General features: G+C 67.4%; 26 protein-coding genes and 1 other RNA gene. 19 read left to right on the top strand and 8 right to left on the bottom strand.

Features of this window, described 5'->3' with window-relative positions; genetic code table 11:
- Positions 1-40: 40 nt before the first annotated feature.
- Positions 41-190, top strand: a complete 150-nt coding sequence (locus SFC76_RS11050; RefSeq protein WP_322849527.1) for a hypothetical protein — start codon at positions 41-43, stop codon at positions 188-190.
- 46 nt (positions 191-236) lie between these two features.
- Here the strand turns inward: SFC76_RS11050 and SFC76_RS11045 are convergent, their stop codons facing one another.
- Entirely contained in the window at positions 237-734 is a 498-nt protein-coding gene (locus tag SFC76_RS11045) for a monooxygenase family protein (RefSeq protein ID WP_322849526.1), read from the bottom strand.
- Positions 735-791: 57 nt separating this feature from the next.
- Here SFC76_RS11045 and SFC76_RS11040 point away from each other — a divergent pair, with 57 nt between their 5' ends.
- Entirely contained in the window at positions 792-1,364 is a 573-nt protein-coding gene (locus SFC76_RS11040; RefSeq protein WP_322849525.1) for a TetR/AcrR family transcriptional regulator, read from the top strand.
- A 35-nt stretch (positions 1,365-1,399) separates the two neighbouring features.
- On the opposite strand, the gene SFC76_RS11035 is transcribed toward SFC76_RS11040, so the two are convergent.
- Positions 1,400-2,620 carry an NADP-dependent isocitrate dehydrogenase gene (locus SFC76_RS11035; protein WP_322849524.1) on the bottom strand — a complete coding sequence of 407 codons (1,221 nt, stop codon included), beginning with the start codon at positions 2,618-2,620 and terminating at the stop codon, positions 1,400-1,402.
- A gap of 147 nt (positions 2,621-2,767) precedes the next feature.
- Here SFC76_RS11035 and SFC76_RS11030 point away from each other — a divergent pair, with 147 nt between their 5' ends.
- Both SFC76_RS11030 and SFC76_RS11025 read left to right on the top strand, forming a co-directional pair.
- On the top strand, positions 2,768-3,499 hold the full coding sequence (locus SFC76_RS11030; protein WP_322849523.1) for a phosphatidylserine decarboxylase: 732 nt from the start codon (positions 2,768-2,770) through the stop codon (positions 3,497-3,499).
- Between the two features lie 11 nt (positions 3,500-3,510).
- A complete protein-coding gene (locus SFC76_RS11025; RefSeq protein ID WP_322849522.1) occupies positions 3,511-4,347 on the top strand; it encodes a phosphatidylcholine/phosphatidylserine synthase in 837 nt (278 codons plus the stop codon).
- Here the strand turns inward: SFC76_RS11025 and SFC76_RS11020 are convergent.
- Positions 4,286-4,522: a hypothetical protein gene (locus SFC76_RS11020; RefSeq protein ID WP_322849521.1), complete on the bottom strand. Its 237-nt coding sequence runs from the start codon at positions 4,520-4,522 to the stop codon at positions 4,286-4,288. The genes SFC76_RS11025 and SFC76_RS11020 overlap by 62 nt on opposite strands.
- A gap of 332 nt (positions 4,523-4,854) precedes the next feature.
- Here SFC76_RS11020 and rpsB point away from each other — a divergent pair, with 332 nt between their 5' ends.
- Positions 4,855-5,688, top strand: a complete 834-nt coding sequence (gene rpsB, locus SFC76_RS11015) for a 30S ribosomal protein S2 (RefSeq protein WP_322849520.1) — start codon at positions 4,855-4,857, stop codon at positions 5,686-5,688.
- A gap of 85 nt (positions 5,689-5,773) precedes the next feature.
- Positions 5,774-6,709 carry a translation elongation factor Ts gene (gene tsf / locus SFC76_RS11010; protein ID WP_322849519.1) on the top strand — a complete coding sequence of 312 codons (936 nt, stop codon included), beginning with the start codon at positions 5,774-5,776 and terminating at the stop codon, positions 6,707-6,709.
- A 133-nt stretch (positions 6,710-6,842) separates the two neighbouring features.
- On the opposite strand, the gene SFC76_RS11005 is transcribed toward tsf, so the two are convergent.
- On the bottom strand, positions 6,843-8,021 hold the full coding sequence (locus tag SFC76_RS11005; RefSeq protein WP_322849518.1) for a carbohydrate porin: 1,179 nt from the start codon (positions 8,019-8,021) through the stop codon (positions 6,843-6,845).
- 366 nt (positions 8,022-8,387) lie between these two features.
- Between SFC76_RS11005 and pyrH the strand changes: the two genes are divergently transcribed.
- The 12 genes from pyrH (at position 8,388) to ffs (ending at position 18,547) form a co-directional block, all read left to right on the top strand.
- The gene (pyrH, locus tag SFC76_RS11000; RefSeq protein ID WP_322849517.1) at positions 8,388-9,119 is read left to right on the top strand and encodes a UMP kinase; all 732 of its coding nucleotides are present in this window, start codon (positions 8,388-8,390) and stop codon (positions 9,117-9,119) included.
- A 3-nt stretch (positions 9,120-9,122) separates the two neighbouring features.
- Entirely contained in the window at positions 9,123-9,680 is a 558-nt protein-coding gene (gene frr, locus SFC76_RS10995) for a ribosome recycling factor (protein WP_322849516.1), read from the top strand.
- Positions 9,677-10,426 (top strand): isoprenyl transferase, encoded by a 750-nt coding sequence (locus SFC76_RS10990; RefSeq protein WP_322849515.1) that lies wholly within the window; start codon positions 9,677-9,679, stop codon positions 10,424-10,426. The genes frr and SFC76_RS10990 overlap by 4 nt, the downstream gene beginning before the upstream one ends.
- Positions 10,423-11,214: a phosphatidate cytidylyltransferase gene (locus SFC76_RS10985; RefSeq protein ID WP_322849514.1), complete on the top strand. Its 792-nt coding sequence runs from the start codon at positions 10,423-10,425 to the stop codon at positions 11,212-11,214. The genes SFC76_RS10990 and SFC76_RS10985 overlap by 4 nt, the downstream gene beginning before the upstream one ends.
- A gap of 1 nt (position 11,215) precedes the next feature.
- Complete coding sequence (locus SFC76_RS10980; RefSeq protein ID WP_322849513.1) at positions 11,216-12,391, top strand: 1-deoxy-D-xylulose-5-phosphate reductoisomerase; 1,176 nt, start codon at positions 11,216-11,218, stop codon at positions 12,389-12,391.
- Positions 12,392-12,404: 13 nt separating this feature from the next.
- Positions 12,405-13,538: an RIP metalloprotease RseP gene (gene rseP / locus SFC76_RS10975; RefSeq protein ID WP_322849512.1), complete on the top strand. Its 1,134-nt coding sequence runs from the start codon at positions 12,405-12,407 to the stop codon at positions 13,536-13,538.
- Between the two features lie 80 nt (positions 13,539-13,618).
- Positions 13,619-16,477, top strand: coding sequence for an outer membrane protein assembly factor BamA (gene bamA, locus SFC76_RS10970; RefSeq protein WP_322849511.1), 2,859 nt, complete (start codon positions 13,619-13,621; stop codon positions 16,475-16,477).
- A complete protein-coding gene (locus SFC76_RS10965) occupies positions 16,477-17,214 on the top strand; it encodes an OmpH family outer membrane protein (RefSeq protein WP_322849510.1) in 738 nt (245 codons plus the stop codon). The genes bamA and SFC76_RS10965 overlap by 1 nt, the downstream gene beginning before the upstream one ends.
- 43 nt (positions 17,215-17,257) lie before the next feature.
- Positions 17,258-17,707 (top strand): 3-hydroxyacyl-ACP dehydratase FabZ, encoded by a 450-nt coding sequence (fabZ, locus tag SFC76_RS10960; RefSeq protein WP_322849778.1) that lies wholly within the window; start codon positions 17,258-17,260, stop codon positions 17,705-17,707.
- A 94-nt stretch (positions 17,708-17,801) separates the two neighbouring features.
- Positions 17,802-18,035 carry a 50S ribosomal protein L31 gene (gene rpmE / locus SFC76_RS10955; RefSeq protein WP_037535430.1) on the top strand — a complete coding sequence of 78 codons (234 nt, stop codon included), beginning with the start codon at positions 17,802-17,804 and terminating at the stop codon, positions 18,033-18,035.
- A 47-nt stretch (positions 18,036-18,082) separates the two neighbouring features.
- Positions 18,083-18,403 carry a PilZ domain-containing protein gene (locus SFC76_RS10950; RefSeq protein WP_322849509.1) on the top strand — a complete coding sequence of 107 codons (321 nt, stop codon included), beginning with the start codon at positions 18,083-18,085 and terminating at the stop codon, positions 18,401-18,403.
- A gap of 46 nt (positions 18,404-18,449) precedes the next feature.
- Positions 18,450-18,547: signal recognition particle sRNA small type (gene ffs, locus SFC76_RS10945), an RNA gene on the top strand.
- A gap of 10 nt (positions 18,548-18,557) precedes the next feature.
- Here the strand turns inward: ffs and SFC76_RS10940 are convergent.
- The 3 genes from SFC76_RS10940 to SFC76_RS10930 all read right to left on the bottom strand — a co-directional run bounded on the left by SFC76_RS10940 (position 18,558) and on the right by SFC76_RS10930 (position 20,782).
- Positions 18,558-19,241 carry a 2OG-Fe(II) oxygenase gene (locus SFC76_RS10940; RefSeq protein WP_322849508.1) on the bottom strand — a complete coding sequence of 228 codons (684 nt, stop codon included), beginning with the start codon at positions 19,239-19,241 and terminating at the stop codon, positions 18,558-18,560.
- A gap of 64 nt (positions 19,242-19,305) precedes the next feature.
- Entirely contained in the window at positions 19,306-20,118 is an 813-nt protein-coding gene (locus SFC76_RS10935; protein WP_322849507.1) for an RcnB family protein, read from the bottom strand.
- A gap of 91 nt (positions 20,119-20,209) precedes the next feature.
- Positions 20,210-20,782, bottom strand: a complete 573-nt coding sequence (locus SFC76_RS10930) for a (2Fe-2S)-binding protein (protein WP_322849506.1) — start codon at positions 20,780-20,782, stop codon at positions 20,210-20,212.
- A 75-nt stretch (positions 20,783-20,857) separates the two neighbouring features.
- Here SFC76_RS10930 and SFC76_RS10925 point away from each other — a divergent pair, with 75 nt between their 5' ends.
- Positions 20,858-21,658 (top strand): class III extradiol ring-cleavage dioxygenase, encoded by an 801-nt coding sequence (locus SFC76_RS10925; RefSeq protein WP_322849505.1) that lies wholly within the window; start codon positions 20,858-20,860, stop codon positions 21,656-21,658.
- On the opposite strand, the gene SFC76_RS10920 is transcribed toward SFC76_RS10925, so the two are convergent.
- Positions 21,643-22,782 (bottom strand): CaiB/BaiF CoA-transferase family protein, encoded by a 1,140-nt coding sequence (locus SFC76_RS10920; RefSeq protein ID WP_322849504.1) that lies wholly within the window; start codon positions 22,780-22,782, stop codon positions 21,643-21,645. The two genes, SFC76_RS10925 and SFC76_RS10920, sit on opposite strands and share 16 nt — an antisense overlap.
- Positions 22,783-22,788: the final 6 nt, after the last annotated feature.

The following is a 22,788-nucleotide window of genomic DNA, read 5'->3' as shown; positions in this document are numbered from 1 at the left end:
GTCGGTTGGTCCCGGACGCCGTGTTGCAGAAGGACAGACGATGACCGACCCCGACCGCACCGAAGACCAGGACAAGAACGACCACAATATCGATCCGCTCGCGCCGACCGAGAATACCGACACCGAGGAATCGGGCGCCGGTTACGGCAATCACGGCGAAGGGCAGGGCAGCGTCAACGACAACGAATAATCTCTTCCGCCATCGTCCCGGCATGCGCCGGGACGATGGATGGGGGTCAGGCCGCGACGTCCCGCCGTTCCCGTGCATCCGCCATCAATCGATCGCGGCTCGACAGGAACGGCCCCTCCGGTCGCCGTGCCGGTGCGAAAGCCCCCAGCCCGACCGGATCGTCGATCCCCACGTAGATCGCCTCGATTCCCCCTTTGGCGCTATACGCCTCATGCCAGAACCCGCAGCCGTGGCGATCCGCGAGGAAGTCCCGCCACCAGCCGCTGTGCGGCGCCGAGCGGGTGAACCGGCCGAGGCTGTCGAGATCACGCCAATAATGGCGGATGCCGACGTGGTTCCAGCCGAACATCATGCCGTCATTGCCCAGCAATCCCTCGGGCGGCGAACGCCCGATCGTGGCGAGGCCGCGGCCGATCCGCATCAGCGCGGGCAGTCCCCGCAGGCTGCCAACCCGGAATCCGAGCAGCACCATCACCAGATCGGGATAGCCCGACAGGTCCACCGTCGCGCGCGCCGTCGCGGTTCGTCCATCCGTTTGCACCATTCGGCCTCCTTGTTTACACCGTAAGCTACCATCCAGTGCTTACAGTGTAAACAGCCTATGACCACCGCACCTTCGCTCCGCCAGACGCTCGTCGATCATGCGATGCGGCTGCTCGACGCGGGCGAGCACGATCCCTCGCTCCGCGCCGTCGCGAGGGCGGCGGGGGTATCAGCGATGGCGCCTTATCGCCATTTTCCGGACAGGAATGCGCTGCTCGGCGCGGTGGCGGCGGAAGGCTTCGCGACGCTGCATGGCCTGCTCGTCGCCGCCGATGAACGGGGTGGCGCCGTCGCGCCCGAACAGGCGCTGGTCGAACAGGGTCTGGCCTATGTCGGCTTCGCGCAGGCGCATCCCGCACTGTTCCGGCTGATGTTCACCGACGCGATCGCCGCCGCCGTGCACGTCAGCCCCGACTGCGCGGCCGAGGGCGACGCTTATGGTGTGCTCGCCGCGCGCGTCGCGACGCTCTGCCCAGATAGGGCCGCGGCCGCGACGATGGCCGCCTGGGCGCTGGTCCACGGTTTCGCGACGCTCGCGCTCGACCGCCGGCTGCCGCCCGAGCCTGACGCCGCCCGCGCCGCGCTCGCCCTGTTCGTCGCGGGTCTCACGAAAAAGGGCCCGGACGCTTAAGCGTCCGAGCCCCCGATCGTCTCAGGCGAAGGCGATCAGCCCCAGTTCGCCATCTTCTGCTCGAGGTTGGCGCGCACCGCCTCGAAGAATTGCTCGGTGGTCATCCACGGCTGGTGCGGCCCGATCAGGATCGCGAGATCCTTGGTCATCTGGCCGTTTTCCACGCACTCGATGCAGCACCGCTCCAGCGTCTCGGCGAACTTGGTCACCTCGGGCGTATCGTCGAACTTGCCGCGATACTTCAGGCCGCCGGTCCATGCGAAGATCGACGCGATAGGGTTGGTGCTGGTCGCCTTGCCCTGCTCATGCTGGCGATAATGGCGCGTGACGGTGCCGTGCGCGGCCTCCGCCTCGACCGTCTTGCCGTCCGGCGTCAGCAGGACCGAGGTCATCAGGCCGAGCGACCCGAACCCTTGCGCGACCTGGTCCGACTGGACGTCGCCGTCGTAGTTCTTGCAGGCCCAGACGAACTCGCCGTTCCACTTCAACGCCGAGGCGACCATGTCGTCGATCAGGCGATGCTCGTAGACGATGCCCGCTTCCTTGAACTTGTCCTTGAACTCTGCCTCGAACACCTCGGCGAACAGGTCCTTGAAGCGGCCGTCATAGGCCTTGAGGATCGTGTTCTTGGTGCTGAGATACACCGGCCACTTGAGGTTGAGGCCGTAATGCATCGAGGCGCGGGCGAAATCGCGGATCGAATCGTCCAGATTGTACATCGCCATCGCAACGCCGGAGCTGGGGAAATCGAAGACTTCGCGGTCGATCGTCTGGCCGTCGACGCCCTCGAAGACGAGGCGCAGCTTGCCGGGGCCGGGGACGAGGAAGTCGGTCGCGCGATATTGGTCGCCGAAGGCGTGACGGCCGACGACGATCGGATGCGTCCAGCCCGGGATCAGGCGGGGGACGTTCTTGATCACGATGGGTTCGCGGAAGATCGTCCCGCCCAGGATGTTGCGGATCGTGCCGTTGGGCGACTTCCACATCTTCTTGAGGCCGAATTCCTCGACGCGTTGCTCGTCGGGGGTGATCGTCGCGCACTTGACCGCGACGCCGTGCTTCTGCGTCGCCTTGGCGGCGTCGACCGTCACCCGGTCCTCGGTCGCGTCGCGATTCTCGATGCCGAGATCGTAATAATCGAGCTCGATGTCGAGATACGGCTTGATCAGGCGCTCGCGGATCCATTCCCAGATGATCCGCGTCATCTCGTCGCCGTCGATCTCGACGATCGGGTTCTTCACCTGAATCTTGGCCATATGCGCTTCCTGCGAGAGGGGATTTGCGCCGTCGTCTAGGCACAAGCGGGCAGGGGATCAACCATCTCGGGCGGTTTGGCGGGGCGGGAGGCATGGTTGCCGGCAAAACGTTGTGTTGCATGAACGACACGGTTACACCGTGTGGTTATGCCATCGCTCGAAAAGCCACCGACCACCCCGCTGCCGACGACCACGGTGAAGTGGCGCTTCCCCTCCGTCCATCCCGAGGGTCACAAATACGCCACCATCGCGCTCGGCATCACTTTGCTCGCGACGGTGATCACCAAGGTGCTGTTCTGGCCGTTGCTCGCCGTCGTCGTCTGGGTGCTGACCTTCTTCCGCGATCCGATCCGCACCACGCCGGTCGGCGACGGTCTCGTCGTCGCGCCCGCCGACGGGCTCGTCACGATGATCCAGCGGGTGGCGGTGCCGCGCGAACTGGTCGGCGAACTCGGCGAGGCGCCGCTGACGCGGGTTTCGATCTTCATGTCGGTGTTCGATGTGCATATCAATCGCACGCCGATCGCCGGTACGATCCGCCAGGTCGTCTATATCAGCGGCAAATTCCTCAACGCCGATCTCGACAAGGCGTCCGACGAGAACGAACGCCAGCATATCGTCGTCGAGGGGCGGGACGGGCGGCGCATCGGCTTCACGCAGATCGCCGGACTCGTCGCACGCCGTATCGTCCCCTTCGTCAAGCCGGGCGACATGGTCGCGACCGGCCAGCGGATCGGCCTGATCCGCTTCGGCAGCCGCGTCGACGTCTTCCTGCCCGACGACATCATCCCGCAAGTGACGCTCGGCCAGCGCTCGATCGCCGGCGAGACCGTCATCGGTCGCGCCGGCGGCGTGCCCGTCACCGGCATCGCACAATGATCGGCAAGTAAATGGAACCGCGCGACTCCACCCCCGATGCCGCCCGCCGCCTGCCGCGTCGGCTGCCCCGCCGTCCGCGCGGGCTGCCGCTGCGCGCAGTCGCCCCCAATGCCGTCACCGCGCTCGCGCTCTGCTCGGGCCTCAGCGGCGTGCGCTTCGCGATCGGCGGCGAATGGCAGAGCGCGGTGACGATGATCATGATCGCCGGCGTGCTCGACGGTCTCGATGGCCGCATCGCCCGCATGCTCCACGGCGAAAGCCGCTTCGGTGCCGAACTCGATTCGCTGTCCGACGCGATCTCGTTCGGCGTGGCGCCGGCGCTGATCATGTATCTCTGGTCGCTTGCCGCGCTGCCGCGTCTCGGCTGGATCAGTGCGCTGATCCTAGCGGTGTTCTGCGCCTTGCGTCTCGCCCGCTTCAACGCGGCGATCGACGCTGACGACCAGCCGCACAAATCCGCGGGCTTCCTGACCGGCGTTCCCGCACCCGCCGGGGCGGGCCTTGCGATGCTGCCGCTCTATTTCTGGTTCTGGACCGACCAGCCGATCTTCGCCAACCCGTATATCGTCGCGATCTGGGTCGCGTTCATCGCGATGCTGATGGTGTCGAGCGTCGCCACCTTCTCCTGGGGCTCGCTCCGCCTGCGCCGGACGATCCGGTTCGAGGCGATTGCCGGCGTCGTCCTGCTCGGCGCGGCGCTCGTTTCGGCGCCGTGGCATACGCTGAGCGCGATCTGTGTCGGTTACCTGATCACGATCCCGTTCAGCGTCGCCAGTTACGCCAAGATCAGGCGGCAGCGCGCAGGCGGCGAACGCCTGCCGGAACCGGAGCCGACGCCCAGCGCCTGACGGCGATGCGGCGCTCGGCCGAGGCGAGCTGCGACAATGGCGCGAATGCGGGTTCGATATGGCCGGCGGCGAGGCGGACGATGCGCTGCCATTGCGGCGCGACCGTCGCGGCGATCACGCCGACGGCAACGAGGAACGCACCGGAAAATACGAGAACACTGACGACTGCAACCATCGAAACGACTCCCTGGCAGGCGCGCGAGCAACCTGTGGATAACTCGCTTAACCATTGTTTAATCAGTGAGTTCCCCGCTGTGTCCATATTCGCCGATTTAGCGATGCCGCAGCGCCGCTAAACTGGGATAGACTCACCGTGTCCACTGTCTGGACGCTTTATGTTCCACCTACGTTCCACTGTCAAGCGGAACGGAACGCTTGCCTTTTGCCGCCGCTGCGGCTAGTGGCGCAGCCCTCAAACCCCGCATGGGAAGCAACATAGCCCGGTGCGTGCGACCGCAAGGTCCGCGTCATCCGCTTCCCAGAGGCTTAACCGGAAGGAATTATCCTATGGCGGCACCCGTCGTCACCATGCAGCAGCTCATCGAGACCGGTGCGCACTTCGGCCACCAGACCCACCGCTGGAACCCGAAGATGAAGCCTTACATCTTCGGCGACCGCAACGGCGTCCACATCCTCGACCTGTCGCAGACCGTTCCCCTCTTCGCCCGCGCGCTTGAGTTCGTCTCGTCGTCGGTCGCCGGTGGCGGCAAGGTGCTGTTCGTCGGCACCAAGCGCCAGGCGCAGGACGCCGTCGCCGATGCGGCGCGCCGTTCGGGCCAGCATTTCGTCAACCACCGCTGGCTGGGCGGCATGCTCACCAACTGGAAAACGATCAGCAACTCGATCAAGCGCCTCAAGACGCTCGAAGAACAGCTCTCGGGCGACACGCACGGCCTCACCAAGAAGGAAGTGCTCCAGCTCACCCGTGAGAAGGACAAGCTCGAAATGTCGCTTGGCGGCATCCGCGACATGGGCGGCGTGCCCGACGTCATGTTCGTGATCGACGCGAACAAGGAAGAGCTGGCGATCAAGGAAGCCAACACGCTCGGCATCCCCGTCGTCGCGATCCTTGATTCGAACGTCTCGCCCGACGGCATCGCTTTCCCGGTGCCGGCGAACGACGACGCGAGCCGCGCCATCCGCCTGTATTGCGAAGCGATCGCCATCGCGGCGACCCGCGGCAACCAGGAGCAGCAGTCGCGCCGCGGCGTCGACCTCGGTGCGCAGGATGTCGCCCCGGTCGAGGAAGCGCTGACCGTCCCGACCCCCGAGCCGGAGCAGCAGGCTGCCGGCACGGTCGAGGGTGCGGGCGCCGAGGCCGAGCGCCAGATCGACGCGTAACCGCCGTCGTCGAACCGTCATGCGGGCGGGGTAGGGCGGCGCCCTGCCTCGCCCGTAAACACATTCAGAACAAGGAATATGCAACATGGCTGATATCACCGCAGCGATGGTCAAGGACCTGCGCGAGAAGAGCGGCGCGGGCATGATGGATTGCAAGAAGGCGCTCAACGAGACGAGCGGCGACATGGACGCCGCGCTGGACTGGCTGCGTACCAAGGGCCTCGCGGCCGCGCAGAAGAAGTCGAGCCGCACCGCCGCCGAGGGTCTCGTCGGCGTCGCCACCGCCGGCACCAAGGGCGCCGCGGTCGAAGTCAATTCGGAAACCGACTTCGTCGCCAAGAACGACCAGTTCCAGGATTTCGTCCGCGAAGTGACGCAGATCGCGCTCGCCACCGGCGGCGATATCGAGGCGCTCAAGGCCGAGGCGATGCCGTCGGGCACCACCGTTGCCGAAGTGCTGACCAACAACATCGCCACGATCGGCGAGAACCAGTCGCTGCGCCGCGCGCGTCGTCTCGAAGTGTCGCAGGGTGCGGTCGTGTCCTACGTCCACAACCAGGCGTCGCCGGGTCTCGGCAAGATCGGCGTGCTCGTCGCGCTCGAATCGGACGCGTCGGACGAGGTACTCCAGGGTCTCGGCAAGCAGATCGCGATGCATATCGCCGCTGCGTTCCCGAAGGCGCTGAATGAGGAAGACCTCGACGAGGCCGAGATCGAGCGCGAGCGCGCGATCGCGACCGAGAAGGCCGCCGATTCGGGCAAGCCCGCCGACATCATCGCCAAGATGGTCGAAGGCGGCATCGCCAAGTTCCGCAAGGAGCATGCGCTGGTCAGCCAGCTGTTCGTCATGGACGGCAAGACCAAGATCAGCGACGTCGTCGCCAAGGCGGCCAAGGATGCCGGCGCGTCGATCGTGCTGAAGGACTATGTCCGCTTCCAGCTCGGCGAAGGCATCGAGAAGGAAACGTCCGACTTCGCCGCCGAAGTCGCCGCCGCCTCGGGCGTCGCGCAGAAGGTCTGATCCGGCCGGCACGCTGCGGCGCGCCACGCAATCGAACGAAGGGCGTCGCGCATCCAGCGCGGCGCCCTTTTTCGTTGCGGGAGGTGGCGATGCGGGTGCGGCGCTAAGCCGCTGGGCCCGCCACCGTCCTCGCTCAGTTGCTCGTCCATCCGATCGTAACCCGGAGCGCGAGCACCAGCGCATTGCGGATCGTCGGATCCGCTGACGGGTGGACGACATATTGGATGTCGGGCTGCAGCGACACGCCGTGAACCGGTTCGTCGCTGTAGGTTGCCTCGTAGATCGTCTCGATCTGCCCGAGCCCGGCCGGCTGGCTGCGGCGGTAGCTGCGTGACAACATGCCGCTACCCGCGCCGACCGACAGCGCACTCGCCGGTCGTGCGGCGAAAAGGCGCTGGAGCAGCAATCCGCCCTGCCAGCCGCCGCGAAACGGCGTGGTCCGCCCCTCCGACAATCCCAAGCGCAAAAAGCCGATCAGATGACGCGGCCCTGCGACGGTGCCGAGCAGATCGTGCTCGCCGAGCAGATAGACGCCCCGCGATACGTGCGTGCCGGGCCCGACGGTGAGGCCCGGCGAAAGGATCGCGGGCTGTTTGCAGGTGTAGCGCCACGCGCCGATCGCGAACTGGCCGCTGCCGGTCCAGCCCGCCTCGCCGATCAGCAATGCGCCGTCGCGACCGGACAGATCGATGCCGTCGTCGTCGCCGATCGTGCCGGCATGCGCATTGACGACGGCGAACGCGCCATAGCTTCGCGCGCTCGTCACGCGGAAGCGTGCGGCGAGCGCGGTCGACGGAAAGATCGCCGGTCCGTTGACGCCCGTCGCCGCCAGTTCCGATCCGACGCCGAACATCGGCGACACCAACAGCCCCGCAGCTTCGTTCTGGTAGAATTCGCTGTTGACGTCGTACAGCCCGGTGCGCGGCGTCGCATCGCCGCCGATCCCCTGTTCCAGCCAGGCCTCGTAGAGCTTGAGCCGGCGATCCGCGACCTCGATATTGTCGATGCCCTGGATCGACCCCGCGAGCCCATTGGGTTGGCCACCCAGGTTGTTGAGCAACGAGGCGTGCGCCTGTGCCCGCTTCCAGCCAAAGGCGGCGTCCAGGTCGACCTTGCCGGCGATATAGAGGTCGTCGAGCATTCGTATCCCGGTGTCGAGCCCGCCGGACGCGACCCCGGCGACATCGGCCTTGTAGGTCGCCGCGAGCGTCCAGGCCGGGGCGGCTATGTCCTGTGCCTGCGCCGATCCGCCGATGGCGAGCGCCGTCACCGCCGCTGCCCGTCCGACGACGGTGCGTGCCGTCTGCCACATGATCGAAAACTTGCCCCCGTATGCCCCAGCGGAGACCTGTGGCGGCTAGCCTATTCAATCACGTTGAATTTGCTGGATAATGCACGTTTAATCGGAGTCTTTCATTGGAGGTCAACGGATCGGAAGATCCCAGTTTGCCCGAAAATCCGGCGAAATCAGCTACATGCCGCGACAGTCGACGAGGCGAGCGCGTGGCGCCGTCGGTACCGCACCCGCGCTGGTGCCCGGCGAAGGCTCCGGGTTCTCACCGCCGCGCGTCCGGTCCGGGATATCGACGACCGTCCACATCCGCGCAGCCGAAGGTTGCCCCGGCGCGCGCGTACGCCTAAGGTCCGACCCGCTTTCTCCCACCAGCGATAGGAACTTATGACGTTCGCGCCGCGCTTCAAACGCATCTTGTTGAAACTGTCCGGCGAAGTGCTGATGGGCGAGGGCGGTGGCCTGTCCATCGACCCCGCCGTGACCGCGCGCGTCGCGGAGGAGATCGCCGACGTCAAGGCGCAGGGCTATGAGCTCTGCATCGTCGTCGGTGGCGGCAACATCTTCCGCGGCATCTCCGGTGCCGCGCGTGGCATGGAGCGGGCGACGGGTGATTATATGGGCATGCTCGCCACGGTGATGAATGCGCTCGCGGTGCAGAATGCGCTCGAGCAGATCGGCGTCGAAACGCGCGTCCAGTCGGCGATCCCGATGGCGTCGGTGTGCGAGCCGTTCATCCGCCGCCGCGCCGAACGCCACCTCGAAAAGGGGCGGATCGTGATCTTCGCCGCCGGCGTCGGCAGCCCGTTCTTCACCACCGATTCCGGTGCCGCGCTGCGCGCCGCCGAGATGAAGTGCGATGCGCTGTTCAAGGGCACCTCGGTCGACGGCGTCTACGATGCCGATCCCAAGAAGGTGCCGACCGCGACGCGCTATGCCACGGTCAGCTATTCCAAGGTGCTGTCCGACGACCTCAAGGTCATGGACGCGAGCGCGATCGCGCTGTGCCGCGACAACAACATTCCGATCGTCGTCTTCAACATTCGTGAGCACGGCAATTTCGCCGCGGTTCTCAACGGTGATGGCATCTCGACGGTCGTCCAGAACGAACAGGAGTAGACCATGGCAGCCTATGACAAGGCCGATCTCGAGCGCCGGATGGCCGGCGCCGTCGAGGCGCTCAAGCACGACCTCAACGGCCTGCGCACCGGCCGCGCCTCCACCGCCTTGCTCGATCCGGTGACGGTCGAGGTGTACGGCAGCCACATGCCGTTGGTGCAGGTCGCCACCGTCTCGGTACCCGAGCCGCGCATGCTGTCGGTGCAGGTGTGGGACAAGTCGAACGTCGGCCCGGTCGAAAAGGCGATCCGCTCCGCGGGCCTCGGCCTCAACCCGATCAACGACGGCCAGACGCTGCGCCTGCCGATCCCCGATCTCACCGAGGATCGCCGCAAGGAACTCGCCAAGCTCGCCGGCAAATATGCCGAGGGCGCGCGCATCGCCGTCCGCAACGTGCGGCGCGACGGCATGGACAATCTGAAGACCGACGAGAAGAAGGGCGTCATCAGCGAGGACGAGCGCAAGCGCCACGAGACCGAGGTGCAGAAGCTCACCGACGCGACGGTCGCCGAGCTGGATGCGGCCGCCGCGGCGAAGGAAAAGGAAATCCTCGGAAAGTGAGTCCGACGGCGGCCTCGGTTGCGTCGCTGGCGGCGGTCCCGGACACGGGGCCGGTGCCGCGTCACGTCGCGATCATCATGGACGGCAACGGCCGCTGGGCGAAGGCGCGGCACCTGCCGCGCGTCGCCGGTCACAAGGCCGGGGTCGAGGCGGTGCGCCGCGTCACCCGCGCGGCGCGCGCGATGGGCGTCGAGGCGCTGACGCTCTACGCCTTCTCCAGCGAGAATTGGCGCCGTCCCGAGGATGAGGTCGGCGCGCTGATGGGGCTGCTGCGGCTGTTCATCCGCAGCGATCTCGCCGAGCTGGTCGCGGAGAACGTGCGGCTGCGCATCATCGGCGACTATCGCCGCTTCGCGCCCGACCTGGTCGCGCTGGTCGACGATGCGATGGCCAAGACCGCCGCCAATACCGGCCCGATCCTAGTGATCGCACTCAATTACGGGTCGCAGGCAGAGCTGGTCGCCGCCACCCGCCGGCTCGCCGCACGCGCCGCCGCGGGCGAGATCGAGGCGAGCGCGATCACCGCCGAGCATATCGAGGCGGAGCTCGACACCGCCGATCTGCCGCCGCTCGACCTCGTCATCCGCTCGTCGGGCGAGCAGCGGCTGTCGAACTTCCTATTGTGGCAGGCGGCCTATGCCGAGCTGCTGTTCATCGACACGCTCTGGCCCGATTTCAGCGCCGACACGCTCGCCGACGCCATCGCCGCCTTCGGGCAGCGCCAGCGGCGCTACGGCGGCCTGTGAGCGACGCGCCCGCCGGCAAGCGCCCCTCGGAGCTTGCGACCCGTACGCTCACCGGGCTGGGCCTGATCGCGCTCGCGCTGGTCGCGCTGGCGCTCGGCGGCTTCGTCTTCTGGCTGCTCGTCGTCACCGCGGGCGTGTTCATGATGGCGGAGTGGAGCGATCTCCACGGCGCCGATCCGAAGACCAAGCGGCTCGGCCAATATGTCCTGTCGGTGCCGCTGGCGATCATGTGCCCGCTCGCCGCCGGCCCGGATTTCTTCGCGCTCGGGCTGCTGGTCGGCGCCTTCTTCTTCCTGACGATCATCAGCCGCCGCCCGCAATTGGGCGCGGGGGTGCTCTATTGCGGCCTGCCGATCTATGCGCTGCTGCTGATCCGGCACGAGCCCGACGGCCTGCGCAACGCGCTCTGGGCGCTGAGCCTCGTCTGGTCGACCGATATCGGCGCCTATTTCGCGGGTCGCAGCATCGGTGGCCCCAAATTGGCGCCGTCGATCAGCCCCAACAAGACCTGGGCCGGCCTGATCGGCGGTATCGTGCTCGCGACGATCGTCGCCGCGGCGATGCACCAGTTTTACCTCCTCCCGTTGCGCTTCGTGCTCGCGACGCCGCTGCTCGCGATCCTCGCGCAGGCCGGCGACCTCTACGAAAGCCACCTCAAGCGCCGCGCCGGCGTCAAGGATTCGGGCAGCGTCATTCCCGGCCATGGCGGCTTCCTCGACCGTCTCGACGGCGTCGTTCCGGTGATGCCGGTCGCGGCGCTGCTCGTCGTCGTGCCGCTCGCCTTCTGACATGAAAAGCGTCTCAATCCTCGGTGCGACCGGCTCGGTCGGCACCTCCACGCTCGATCTCGTCGAGCGCGAACCCGACCGCTTCAAGGTCCGCGCGCTCACCGCGAACGGCGACGTCGGCAAGCTCGCCGCCGCGGCGCGCCGCACCAGAGCGGAGCTTGCGGTGGTCGCCGACGAATCCTGCCTGCCCGCGCTGCGCGACGCACTCGCCGGTACGGTCACGCAGGTCGCCGCGGGGCGGCAGGCGATCTGCGACGCCGCGGCGGGGGCCGACTGGACGATGGGCGCGATCGTCGGCTGCGCCGGGCTGGAACCCGTCATGGCGGCGATCCGCCACGGTGGTACTGTGGTGCTCGCCAACAAGGAGCCGTTGGTGTCGGCGGGCGAGGTGATCCTCGCCGCCGCCGCGCGCTCGGGCGCGACGCTGCTGCCCGCGGACAGCGAACACAATGCCATCTACCAATGTTTCGACTTCGCCCGGCCCGAGGGGGTGCGGCGCATCATCCTCACCGCCAGCGGCGGCCCGTTCCGCGACTGGTCGCGCGAGCAGATGGCCGACGTCACCGTCGAACAGGCGGTCGCGCATCCCAATTGGTCGATGGGCGCCAAGATCAGCATCGACAGCGCGACGATGATGAACAAGGGGCTGGAATTGATCGAGGCGGCGCGCCTCTTCCCGGTCCCGCACGAGCGGATCGAGGTGGTGATGCACCGCCAGTCGGTGATCCACTCGATGGTCGATTATGTCGACGGCTCGATGCTCGCGCAGCTCGGTCCCTCCGACATGCGCGTGCCGATCGCGCATACGCTCGCCTGGCCTGAGCGGATGGCGACGCCGATGGCGCCGCTCGATCTCGTCGCGATCGGCCGGCTCGACTTCGAGGCGTGCGATCCCGTGCGCTTCCCGGCGCTCAAGCTGGCGCGCGACGCGCTGGAGGCGGGCGGCGCGCGTCCCGCCATCCTCAACGCCGCCAACGAGATCGCCGTCGCCGCGTTTCTCGACCGGCGCATCGGCTTCCTCGAAATTGCCGCAATCGTCGCCGATACGCTGGATCGTTACGATCCGCCGGCTCCGGAGACGCTGGAGGCGGTCCTCGCCATCGACGGCGAGGCGCGACGAATGGCGGACGAGCGTATTCGGGAACATGCTAAGGGGCGTGTAGAGGTTCGCGCGTGAAGGATTGCCTAGCTTGATCCAGTCTCCCGGCGTTCTGATGGCCGCGCTCGCGTTCCTCTGCGCGATCGGCCCGCTCGTCTTCATCCACGAAATGGGCCATTATCTCGCTGGCCGGCTGTTCTGCGTGAAGGCGGAGGCGTTCTCGATCGGTTTCGGCCGCGAGATCGCCGGCATCACCGATTCGCGCGGCACCCGCTGGAAATTCGGCTGGCTGCCGCTCGGCGGCTATGTGCGGTTCGCCGGCGACATGAACCCGGCGAGCCAGCCCGATGCCGCGTGGCTGGCGCTCCCCGCCGCCGAACGCGCGCTGACCTTTCAGGCCAAGCCCTTGTGGCAGCGGGCGATCATCGTCGCCGCCGGGCCGGCGATCAACCTGATCCTCGCGGTGCTGATCCTTGCCGGCTTCGCGCACCATTACGGCGTCGATCGTACCCCGGCGGTGGTCGGCACGGTGATCGCCGGTGCCCCCGGCGCGAAGGCGGGCCTGCAACCGGGGGATCGCATCCTGTCGATCGACGGCCGTGCGATCGAGAGCTTCACCGACGTCGCACGCTACGCGCTGATCCGGCCGGGCGAGCAGGTGACGCTGCGCGTCGCCCGCGACGGCAAGGCGTTCGAGCGGCCGCTGGCGATCGGCGTCGTCCACCAGCGCGATCGCTTCGGCAACGAATATCGCATCGGTCGCATCGGCATTGGCAGCGGCGATCCGGTGCTCGCGCCGGTCGGCCTGATCGAGGCGCCGGCGGCGGGCGTGCGGATGACCGTCGATATCATCTCGGGCACGCTTGAGACGCTCGGCCAGATCATCAGCGGCCGCCGCTCGATCGACGAGCTCGGCGGGCCGATCCGGATCGCCAAGATCTCGGGCGAACAGATGGCGCTTGGCGTGTCGGCCTTCGTGTGGCTGGTAGCGATGCTGTCGATCAATCTGGGGTTCATCAATCTGCTGCCAGTACCCATGCTCGATGGCGGACACCTCTTCTTCTATGCGATCGAGGCCATCCGCCGCCGGCCCCTCGAACCCAGGGTGCAGGAATGGGCATTCCGCGGTGGTCTGGCCGCGGTATTGGCGCTGATGCTGATCGTGACCTTCAACGATTTGAGTGCAGTCGGTCTGTGGCAGCGGCTGGCCGGCTTGATCGGCTGACCGGTCTGGGGCAGGGCAGGCGCCTGCGTCCCGGCGGATATTGGTATCCTGACGTATTTGGGGTGGGTTGAGTGACAGCGATGAAGAGTACCAAGTTCGCGCCGGTGAGCGCCGCGTTGCTGGCCGGCACGATGCTGTCGGGCATGCCGGCGATGGCGCAGACCGCGCCCGAACCGGCGGCGCAGCAGCCCGCCGCGCCGGCTGCCGATTCGCCCGCCGCGACACCGACCGCAACGCCGACGCCGACGCCGACGCCGGCTCCCACACGCGCGCCGGCCGGCGCTCGCACGCCGGCGCGTGCCGCCCGCACGCCAGCCACGCCGGCCGCCCCGGCGGCGGCGCAGGCCGCGACGCCGGCCGTGGTGCGCACGATCAAGACGCTGCGCGTCGAGGGTTCGCAGCGCATCGAGCCCGAGACGGTGCTGTCCTATACCAAGCTGCGCGTCGGCATCCCCTATACCGCCGAAACGCTGGATCAGGCGTTAAAGGACCTGCAGGCGTCGGACCTGTTCGTCGAATTCTCTATCGCGGGTGTCGAGACCGGCGACATCGTGCTGCGCATCCGCGAGAATCCGATCATCAACCGCGTGATCCTCGAGGGGAACAAGGCGCTCAAGAGCGACAAGATCACCAAGGAGATCAAGCTCGCGCCGCGGCAGATCTTCACCCGCACCGCGGTTCGTCAGGACGTTTCGCGGATCATCGAATTGTATCGCCGCCAGGGCCGCTTCGCCGCGGTGATCAGCCCGAAGATGGTCAGCCTCGACCAGAATCGCGTCGACGTGGTGTTCGAGATCACCGAAGGGCCGAAGTCCAAGGTCCGCCAGATCAACATCATCGGCAACGAGATCTTCAACGACGGCAAATTGCGCGGGGAGATGGTCACCAAGGAATCACGCTGGTTCCGTCTGCTCTCGTCCAACACCTCCTACGATCAGGATCGCCTGAACTACGATCAGCAGAAGCTGCGGCAATTCTATCTGACCGAAGGCTATGCCGATTTCCGCGTCACCTCGGCGGTCGCCGAGCTGACCCCGGACAAGCGCGACTTCATCATCACCTATGTGGTCGAAGAGGGTAAGCGCTACAAATTCGGCGACGTCACCGTCGACAGCGAGATCCGCGACTTCGACAACAAGAAGCTGGCGGCGTCGCTGCCGGTCAAGAAGGGCGATTGGTACAACGCCAAGCTGGTCGAAACGTCGATCGACCAGCTGAGCGAGGCGGCCGGCCTGTTCGGCTACGCCTTCACCGACGTGCAGCCCGATTACGCGCGCGACCCCGACACGCTGACGATGGGGCTGAACTTCCACATCGCGCAGGCGCAGCGCACTTATGTCGAGCGGATCGACATCAACGGCAATACGCAGACACAGGACAAGGTGATCCGCCGCGAGATCCGTCTCGCCGAAGGTGACGCGTTCAACAGCTTCCAGGTCAAGCGTTCGCAGGATCGCATCAACTCGCTGGGCTTCTTCCAGGACAAGATGGAGATCAAGCAGACCCCCGGGTCGACCCCCGATCGCATCATCCTCGATACCACGCTCGAAGAGAAGAGCACCGGCGAGCTTCAGCTCTCGGTCGGCTATTCCAGCCTCGAACGCTTCATCATCCAGGCCAATATCACGCAGAACAACTTCCGCGGTAAGGGCCAGGTGCTGCGCGCCGGCGTCAATTATTCGACCTATTCGAAGTCGATCGAGCTGGGCTTCACCGAACCCTATCTGTTCGACAAGAACGTCGCGGTCGGCGTCGACGTGTTCCGCCGCGATTACAATTCGTTCAACTATATCGGCACGCAGCGCCAGACCACCTATTCGCAGGTGTCGACCGGCTTCCAGGTCCGCATGGGCGTGCCGCTGACCGAATATTGGTCGCTCGCCGGCCGCTACGGCCTGTCCTACGACGAGGTCGGGCTCGACCAGTCGACCTATTTCACCGACGGCGCCTGCGATCCGCTCAAGGCCGGCCGCTATCTCTGCGAGGCGATCGGCAACCGTTGGACCTCGTCGGTCGGCTATTCGCTGATCTACGACAGCCTCAACAGCCGCCTGCGCCCGACCGCGGGCCAGCGGCTGAGCTTCAGCCAGGATTTCGCCGGCCTCGGCGGCGACGTGAAATATATCCGTACCCGGCTCGAAGGCTCGAAGTTCGTCAACGTCGGCTCGGGCTTCATCGGCTCGCTGGTCGGCGAGGCGGGCTATATCAAGTCGCTCGAGGGCAGCCGCGGCGAGGGCGTCGACCGCATCCGCATCACCGATCGCTTCTACCTCGGCGAACCGCAGTTCCGCGGCTTCGACATCCGCGGCGTCGGCCCGCGCGTCCAGCGTCAGCAATATACGGTCGATACGACGACGGGTAAGCAGATCCTCGTCACCGATCGCGACCAGCTCGTCGACGACGCGCTCGGTGGCCGCGCTTATTACCTCGCCCGTGCCGAGCTGGAGATTCCGTTGGGTGCCGGTGCGCGCGAACTCGGCCTGCGTCCGTCGATCTACGTCCAGGCGGGCAGCCTGTTCGGCCTGACCCGTCCGCTGCCGACCGCGAGCTTCCCGACGATCACCGATGCCGCGGGCAACGTCACCGTGCTGCCGATCCAGCGCCTGCTGCTCGATTCGTCGGGTCGCCAGCTTTATCAGGTGCCGACCGGGGCGACGGCGGGAGCGGGGGCCTTCACGACCTGCGCGATCGGTTATTCGGAGACGCTCGGCGGCGCCTGCGCCGGCAGCTCGACCAACGCGATCTCGTATCAGTCGGCGATTTCGCCCTTCAAGGAAACCTATTACGCCAGCAGTGCGACGCCGCGCGTCAGCATCGGCATCGGCGTCAACTGGACTTCGCCGTTCGGTCCGTTGCGGATCGACCTTGCCAAGGCGCTCGTCACGCAGAAGGGTGACGATCCCAAGCTTATTACCTTCAACGTGGGGACTCAGTTCTAATGAAGACGTTCACCAAGACTTCGCTGGCGGCACTCGCCGGCGCTTCGATCGCGCTGGCGGCCGGTGCCGCGACCGCGCAGACGGCGGGTATCGCCACGGCGCAGGCCGATGCGGCGATCTTCAGCGCCAAGGCGTTCGACGCTGCCAACCAGCAGATCTCGACCACCTACAAGACGCAGCTCGATCAGGCCGCGGCCGCGCAGACCGCGCTGAACACGCAGCTGCGCGCGCTGCTCGACACCAACAAGGACGGCCAGGTCAGCCAGGCCGAAGCCGCCGCCGCCGAGGCGCAGAACAGCGCGATCGGCAACCAGGTCCGCGCCGCGCAGCAGAAGGCGCAGCCGAACATCGAAACGCTGCAGGGTCCGGCGATCAAGGCGCAGGCCTATGCGCTCGAGCAGATCACCGCCAAATACGACCCGGCGCTGCGCGCCGTCGTCGCCGCCAAGAAGATCACCGTCGTGCTCGCGCCGAACGCGATCCAGTACGCGCCGCCGGCGACCGATGTGACCCGCGACATCATCGCCGAGATCGATCGCAGCACGCCGACCGTCTCGATCACCCCGCCGGCCAATTGGCAGCCGCAGCAGCAGACGGTCGAGCTGCTCCAGCAATATCGCCAGCTCGTCTATGCGAACGCCGCCCGTCGTCAGCAGGCCGGCGCACCCGCTCCCGCCGCCGGCACCCCGGCACCGGCCGCCGGCGCTGCGCCGCGCGCCACGCCGCAGGGCCGCTAAGGCTGCACGGGTGAGCGAAGATGCAACCCAGCAGGGCACGACCATGGGGCCGCTCGATATCGGGCGGGTCATGGCGGCCCTGCCGCATCGCTACCCGATGCTGCTGGTCGACCGGGTCGAGGAGATCATCCTCGACCGGTCGATCGCGGCCATCAAGGCGGTGACGATCAACGAAGGCTTCTTCCAGGGGCATTTCCCCGGCCGGCCGATCATGCCCGGCGTGCTGATCGTCGAGGCGCTGGCGCAGGCCGCCGGCATCCTTGCGGTCGAGAGCCTCGGCCTCGCCGGTTCGGGCAAGCTCGTCTATTTCATGGCGATCGACGGCGCCAAGTTCCGCAAGCCGGTCGAACCGGGCGTGCTGCTGCGCCTGGAGGCGAGCTTCGTCCAGAAGCGCAGTTCGGTGTGCAAGTTCGCCGGCGTCGCGAAGATCGACGGACAGGTCGTCGCAGAGGCCAATTTCACCGCGATGATCGCTGATCCGCCCAAACGCTGAGCCCGACGATCTTTGACAATCCCGCGGCGCTCATCTACGGGCGCCGCTTCTCTTCCAGGCTGGTCGGAACCAGCCGCATCAGGAGCGCATCGGCGTGAAGAAAGATACCCATCCCGACTACCACATGATCAAGGTCCAGATGACCGACGGCACCGTGTTCGAAACCCGCTCCACCTGGGGCAAGGAAGGCGATACGATGCAGCTCGACATCGATCCGCTGGCGCACCCCGCCTGGACCGGTGGTCGCGGCACGATGCTCGATGCCGGCGGCCAGGTCGCCCGCTTCAACAAGCGTTTCGGCGGCGGGCTCACCCTCCGCAAGAGCTGATCGGCTCGTTTACGCAAACATAACCATGGTCTCGCTAGACCGTGGTCATGTTCGCGGCAGAGTTCGAACCTGCATTGACCTACGGCCGGCGCCGCGTTCCGCGTGCGCCGGCTTCGTTCGTTGGGGAGATCGACAAGGCGCATCGGACCTTGTGCAAGGTCATCGATATCTCGCTGCACGGCGCGCGGCTGCAGACCTATTGCCCGCTCGTCCGCCACAGCATGATCTGGCTGACGCTGCCGGGGGCCGGCTGCATCGCCGCCGAGATCCGCTGGGCGGAGGATTTCACCGCCGGCTGCCGCTTCAAGGAGGCGCTCGATCTCGACGTGTTCGAGATGCTGGTCGCGCTCAACCGCATGGAACGCTGAGCCAACTCACCCCTTGATCCCGCGGCCGTACGTCGCCATAGGCTTGCGCGGGAGTCGGGCGGACGTGGTCGTCGCCAACCCGGTCAGGTCCGGAAGGAAGCAGCCGCAACGATTTCGCCGCGGGTCGTCCCGGCTCCCACCCCATAACATCGGGTCAATTGGACCGCTTGAGCCAGGAGCGCTCGCGGAACCACTTGGTGACGATATATTTCGTCCCCTCCACCACCGCCGTCCCCTCGTGCAGCGTCGCCGTATTCGGCGTGCCGTCCGCATTCATGTTGTTCCAGGCGAGCAGCAGTCCCTGCCGCGGCGCGATCTTGAAGCCGGCCTGCGGGAACCACGTCGCGCCGCCTTCCGCGACGTCGTTGAGGTAGATCATCGTCGTCCAGGTGCGCTGCCCGCCCGACGTCTGCATCTGCTCCCAATAGCTCTCGGTCTCGTGGAAATAATCGTGATGCGCGCGGAATTGCTGCCCGGCGGCATAGCGCTGGCCCTGCAACGTCTCGCCGTGATCGGCGGGCAGGCCGAGCAGCGCGGCGATCGCCTCGTCGATCGGCTGCACTTCGGGCGCATAGCGGTTCATGTCGCAGCTCTCGCTGGTCCGGAAGCCCGGGTCGGCGCGATCGGACAGCAGCGACGACGGCCTGCGATTGGCGTCGATCATCGCGATCAGCGTCGCGCATTGCGCCGCATCGAGGAAGTCGAGCTGATAATAGATCTGGATCGCCGGCACCTCGGCGCGGGTCACCGCGGGATTGGTGTCGAGCCGCTGCGCGACACGGGCGCCGGCCTGCTGGCGCAGCGGGGAGGGGGCGGGCGCTTTGCGACGGGCGAACATGGCCGGAAAATGCCGTCGCCGCGCCGCAAAGACAACCTTCAAAGCAGGGTAACGCCCCGCCCGATCAATAGAAGATGCCGTAGACCGTATCGATCACCAACCCGCTACGCAGGTCGACCAGCAGCGCATCGTCGTAATAGCGCACCCAGCGATACGGGCCATAGGCCTCGGGCAGGCGATAGGCATAGGGATCGCCGATCCAATAGGCGCGGCTGAACAGCACCGGCGACAGCGGCACGCCGACCCCGAACCGGCGATAGCCGCGGCCCCAGCCCGACGGCGCGTAATAACGCGGCAGGCGATACGCACCGCGGTTCACCGCGCGATAGCGGTTCCAGTCATAACGATCGTCGTCGCGCCAGCCGCGATCCCAGACACCGCCGCGCTGGCCTGCGCGCCAGTCGCGTGCCGCCGGTCCGCGATCGTCGAAGCGCCGCTCGTCCCATCCGCGACCATCGTTGGCGCGACCGTCGTTGGCGCGGCCGACGTTGCCGCGGCCGACATTGCCCCAGCCGACGTTCGGGCCGCGATCGCCGGGGCGCGGGCCATCGCGATCCGGCCGCGGTCCACGCTCGGGATCGGGACGGTCGTCGCGGAAGCCCGGCCCGCCGTCGCGCCCGTCACGCGGCGGCGGGGGACCGCGATCCGGACCGAAGTCGCCGGGCTGCGGCCGCTCGGCGCGCCCCTGCGCCTGCCAGCCGAGATCGCCCGACGGCTGCGGTCGCGGCCCGGCATCCGGGCGCGGCCCGCGGTCCGGCCGCGGTCCGCGCTCCGGCCCCGGCCCGCGCTGATCCCAGCCGCCGCGGTCGTCCTGCGCCTGTGCGGCCGCCGGCATCAGCATCGAAGCCGCCAGCAACGCCTTGATCACGGTCTTCATCCTGTTCGTCCTCAACCCGCCGGCGCACGAGCCGGCTCCGATGATGACCCCTTCTAGCGACGCCGCGATGTGGCCAAGCTGAATTGGATCGTCAGCGTTCCGACAGCTTGTCGCGCGCGGCGGCGGCCGGCGGCGGAACCAGCGCCGGCACGACCCGCGCCGCATCGGCGGGATCGATGCCGGGCCGCGCGCCGGCGGGGATCGTCTCCTCGCCGCGTGCCGCACGGCCGGCGCGCTGGATCGCCTCGACCAGCCGCGGGTAGACGCCGCAGCGGCACAGGTTGCGGATCGCGCCGCGGATATCGGCCTCGCCGGGATCGGGATTGTGCTTGAGCAGCACCGCGGCGGCCATCAGGATGCCGGGAAGGCAGAAGCCGCATTGCGGCACGTTGGCGGCGATGAAAGCAAGCTGCAGCGGGTGGTTGCGTTCGCGCGACAGGCCCTCGACCGTGGTGACGTAGCTGCCCTCGACCGATCCGATCGCGACCCGGCACGACAGCATGGCGCGCCCGTCGACATCGACCGTGCACGCGCCGCAGTCACCGGTGCCGCAGCCATATTTGGTGCCGGTCAGGTTCGAGGCGTCGCGCAGCGCCCACAGCAGGGGCGTGGCGGGATCGAGCCGGTATTCGACCGGCTGGTTGTTGACCGTGAGGCGCGACATGGCGCCTCTTAGGCGAAACGCGGCGTTTCGATCCAGATGATTGCGGTACGGGCTGCGAGGCGCGACCTTGCCGGCATGACGCTTCCGACGCTGTTCGTGCCGCATGGCGGCGGCCCCTGCTTCTTCATGGACCCGGCCGGTGGCCCGCCCGATCCGATGTGGCGGCCGATGCAGGCCTATCTCGCCGGCCTGCTCGCCACGCTGCCCGAACGGCCGCGCGCGATCCTGATGGTCTCAGGCCATTGGGAGACGCCGGATCTCACTGTCCATGTCGGCGAGCGACCGTCGCTGCTGTTCGACTATCACAACTTCCCCGAACATACCTATCGCCTGCGCTGGGATGCGCCGGGCGCCCCCGATATCGCGCGACGTGCCGCGGCGCTACTGCGCGGTGCGGGCTATCCGGTCGGCGAGGAGGCGACGCGCGGCTGGGACCATGGCGTGTTCATCCCGATGATGGTCGCCGATCCCACCGCCGACATCCCGCTGGCGCAACTGTCGCTGCGCGCCGACCTCGACCCGGCAGCGCATGTCGCGATCGGGCGGGCGCTCGCCCCGCTCCGCGACGAGGGTGTGCTGATCGTCGGATCGGGGATGAGCTTCCACAATCTGCGGGCGCGCGGGCCGCAGGTGACGCCGGTCGCTGGCGCATGGGACGCGGCGCTCACCGCCGCGGTCACCGATCCCGATCCGGAACGCCGCGCGGCGCGGGTGATCGACTGGGAGGGGCTGCCCCACGCCCGATTCGCGCATCCCGACGCCGAACATCTGTTGCCGCTGATGGTCGCGCTCGGCGCGGGCGGCGAGGGGACGGCGGTGTGCGACTATCGCGACGTCGTGCTCGGCTGGGCGGTGTCGGCCTATCGCTTCGGCTGAACCGGCTCGGCCGAATCGCCCGAGCCCAGCCGCGGTGCCGGGCGGCCGGTCGCCAGCGCCGCGTCCGAGAAGCGGATCGGCGTGCGCAGCCCGCGGATCGGTGCCTGGTCGAGCACCAGCCCGCGCGCCAGCACCTGCGGATCGGTGAGCGCCTGTTTCACGGTGTTGATCGGCCCGGCCGGAACGCCCGCCGCATCGAGCTGCGCGAGCAATGCGTCGCGCGCGAACCGGCGCGTCGCCGTGGTGATCGCGGCGAACAATTCGTCGCGGTGCGCCAGCCGCAGCGCGTTGCTGGCGTAGCGCGGATCGTCCGCATCCATGCCGACCACCGCGCAGAAGCGGCGGAACTGGCCATCGTTGCCGACCGCGAGGATGAACCAGCCGTCCGCCGTTTCGAACACCGCATAGGGGCAGACGTTGAGATGCGCATTGCCGACCCGCGCCGGCGTGACGCCGCTGGCAAAATAATTCGCCGCCTGGTTGGCGAGCACGCCGGTCATCGTGTCGAGCAGCGCCATATCGATCCACTGGCCGCGTCCGGTCCGCTCCCGCATCGCCAGCGCCGCCTGGATTGCGATCACCGCGTAGAGGCCGGTGGTGATGTCGGCCATCGCGACGCCGATCTTCTGCGGCGCACCGTCGGGGTCGCCGGTCAGGTCCATCATCCCGCTCATGCCCTGCACGATGAAATCATAGCCGGCGCGCGGTGCGTAGGGCCCATCCTGCCCGAAACCGGTGATCGAACAATAGACGAGGCGCGGGTTGTCGGCAGACAGGCTGGCATAATCGAGCCCGTATTTGACCAGCCCGCCGACCTTGAAATTCTCGATCACCACGTCGGCCTCGGCCGCGAGCGCGCGGACGCGCTGCTGGCCCTCAGCCGTGGTGAAGTCGATGACGTGGCTGGTCTTGCCGCGGTTGCAGGCGTGGAAATAGGCGGCATCCCGCGTCCCGTCGCCATAGTCGACGAACGGCGGGCCCCAGGCGCGGGTGTCGTCGCCCGCCGGGCTCTCGACCTTGATCACCTCGGCGCCGAGATCGGCGAGCACCTGTCCCGCCCACGGACCGGCGAGGATACGCGCGAGTTCGAGCACCTTGAGCCCGGCCAGCGGGTGGTCAGCCACCGCGCT

The sequence above is a fragment of the Sphingomonas sp. CD22 genome (genome assembly GCF_034556155.1).
GTDB lineage: Bacteria > Pseudomonadota > Alphaproteobacteria > Sphingomonadales > Sphingomonadaceae > Sphingomonas.
Note: the sequence above shows the minus strand (reverse complement) of the source record. Positions and strands in the feature narration are given on the sequence as shown.

Excerpts from the sequence above, each read along its gene's own strand:
- SFC76_RS10965 (WP_322849510.1), top strand. The coding sequence starts at position 16,477 with ATGAAGACGTTCACCAAGACTTCGCTGGCGGCACTCGCCGGCGCTTCG.
- SFC76_RS10940 (WP_322849508.1), bottom strand. The coding sequence starts at position 19,241 with ATGTTCGCCCGTCGCAAAGCGCCCGCCCCCTCCCCGCTGCGCCAGCAG.
- SFC76_RS11025 (WP_322849522.1), top strand. The coding sequence starts at position 3,511 with ATGGAACCGCGCGACTCCACCCCCGATGCCGCCCGCCGCCTGCCGCGT.
- SFC76_RS11045 (WP_322849526.1), bottom strand. The coding sequence starts at position 734 with ATGGTGCAAACGGATGGACGAACCGCGACGGCGCGCGCGACGGTGGAC.
- bamA (WP_322849511.1), top strand. The coding sequence starts at position 13,619 with ATGAAGAGTACCAAGTTCGCGCCGGTGAGCGCCGCGTTGCTGGCCGGC.
- SFC76_RS10935 (WP_322849507.1), bottom strand. The coding sequence starts at position 20,118 with ATGAAGACCGTGATCAAGGCGTTGCTGGCGGCTTCGATGCTGATGCCG.
- SFC76_RS10930 (WP_322849506.1), bottom strand. The coding sequence starts at position 20,782 with ATGTCGCGCCTCACGGTCAACAACCAGCCGGTCGAATACCGGCTCGAT.
- SFC76_RS10925 (WP_322849505.1), top strand. The coding sequence starts at position 20,858 with ATGACGCTTCCGACGCTGTTCGTGCCGCATGGCGGCGGCCCCTGCTTC.
- SFC76_RS11050 (WP_322849527.1), top strand. The coding sequence starts at position 41 with ATGACCGACCCCGACCGCACCGAAGACCAGGACAAGAACGACCACAAT.
- pyrH (WP_322849517.1), top strand. The coding sequence starts at position 8,388 with ATGACGTTCGCGCCGCGCTTCAAACGCATCTTGTTGAAACTGTCCGGC.
- SFC76_RS10980 (WP_322849513.1), top strand. The coding sequence starts at position 11,216 with ATGAAAAGCGTCTCAATCCTCGGTGCGACCGGCTCGGTCGGCACCTCC.
- frr (WP_322849516.1), top strand. The coding sequence starts at position 9,123 with ATGGCAGCCTATGACAAGGCCGATCTCGAGCGCCGGATGGCCGGCGCC.
- SFC76_RS11040 (WP_322849525.1), top strand. The coding sequence starts at position 792 with ATGACCACCGCACCTTCGCTCCGCCAGACGCTCGTCGATCATGCGATG.
- SFC76_RS11035 (WP_322849524.1), bottom strand. The coding sequence starts at position 2,620 with ATGGCCAAGATTCAGGTGAAGAACCCGATCGTCGAGATCGACGGCGAC.
- fabZ (WP_322849778.1), top strand. The coding sequence starts at position 17,258 with ATGGGGCCGCTCGATATCGGGCGGGTCATGGCGGCCCTGCCGCATCGC.
- rpsB (WP_322849520.1), top strand. The coding sequence starts at position 4,855 with ATGGCGGCACCCGTCGTCACCATGCAGCAGCTCATCGAGACCGGTGCG.
- SFC76_RS11030 (WP_322849523.1), top strand. The coding sequence starts at position 2,768 with ATGCCATCGCTCGAAAAGCCACCGACCACCCCGCTGCCGACGACCACG.
- SFC76_RS11020 (WP_322849521.1), bottom strand. The coding sequence starts at position 4,522 with ATGGTTGCAGTCGTCAGTGTTCTCGTATTTTCCGGTGCGTTCCTCGTT.
- tsf (WP_322849519.1), top strand. The coding sequence starts at position 5,774 with ATGGCTGATATCACCGCAGCGATGGTCAAGGACCTGCGCGAGAAGAGC.
- SFC76_RS11005 (WP_322849518.1), bottom strand. The coding sequence starts at position 8,021 with ATGTGGCAGACGGCACGCACCGTCGTCGGACGGGCAGCGGCGGTGACG.
- SFC76_RS10950 (WP_322849509.1), top strand. The coding sequence starts at position 18,083 with ATGTTCGCGGCAGAGTTCGAACCTGCATTGACCTACGGCCGGCGCCGC.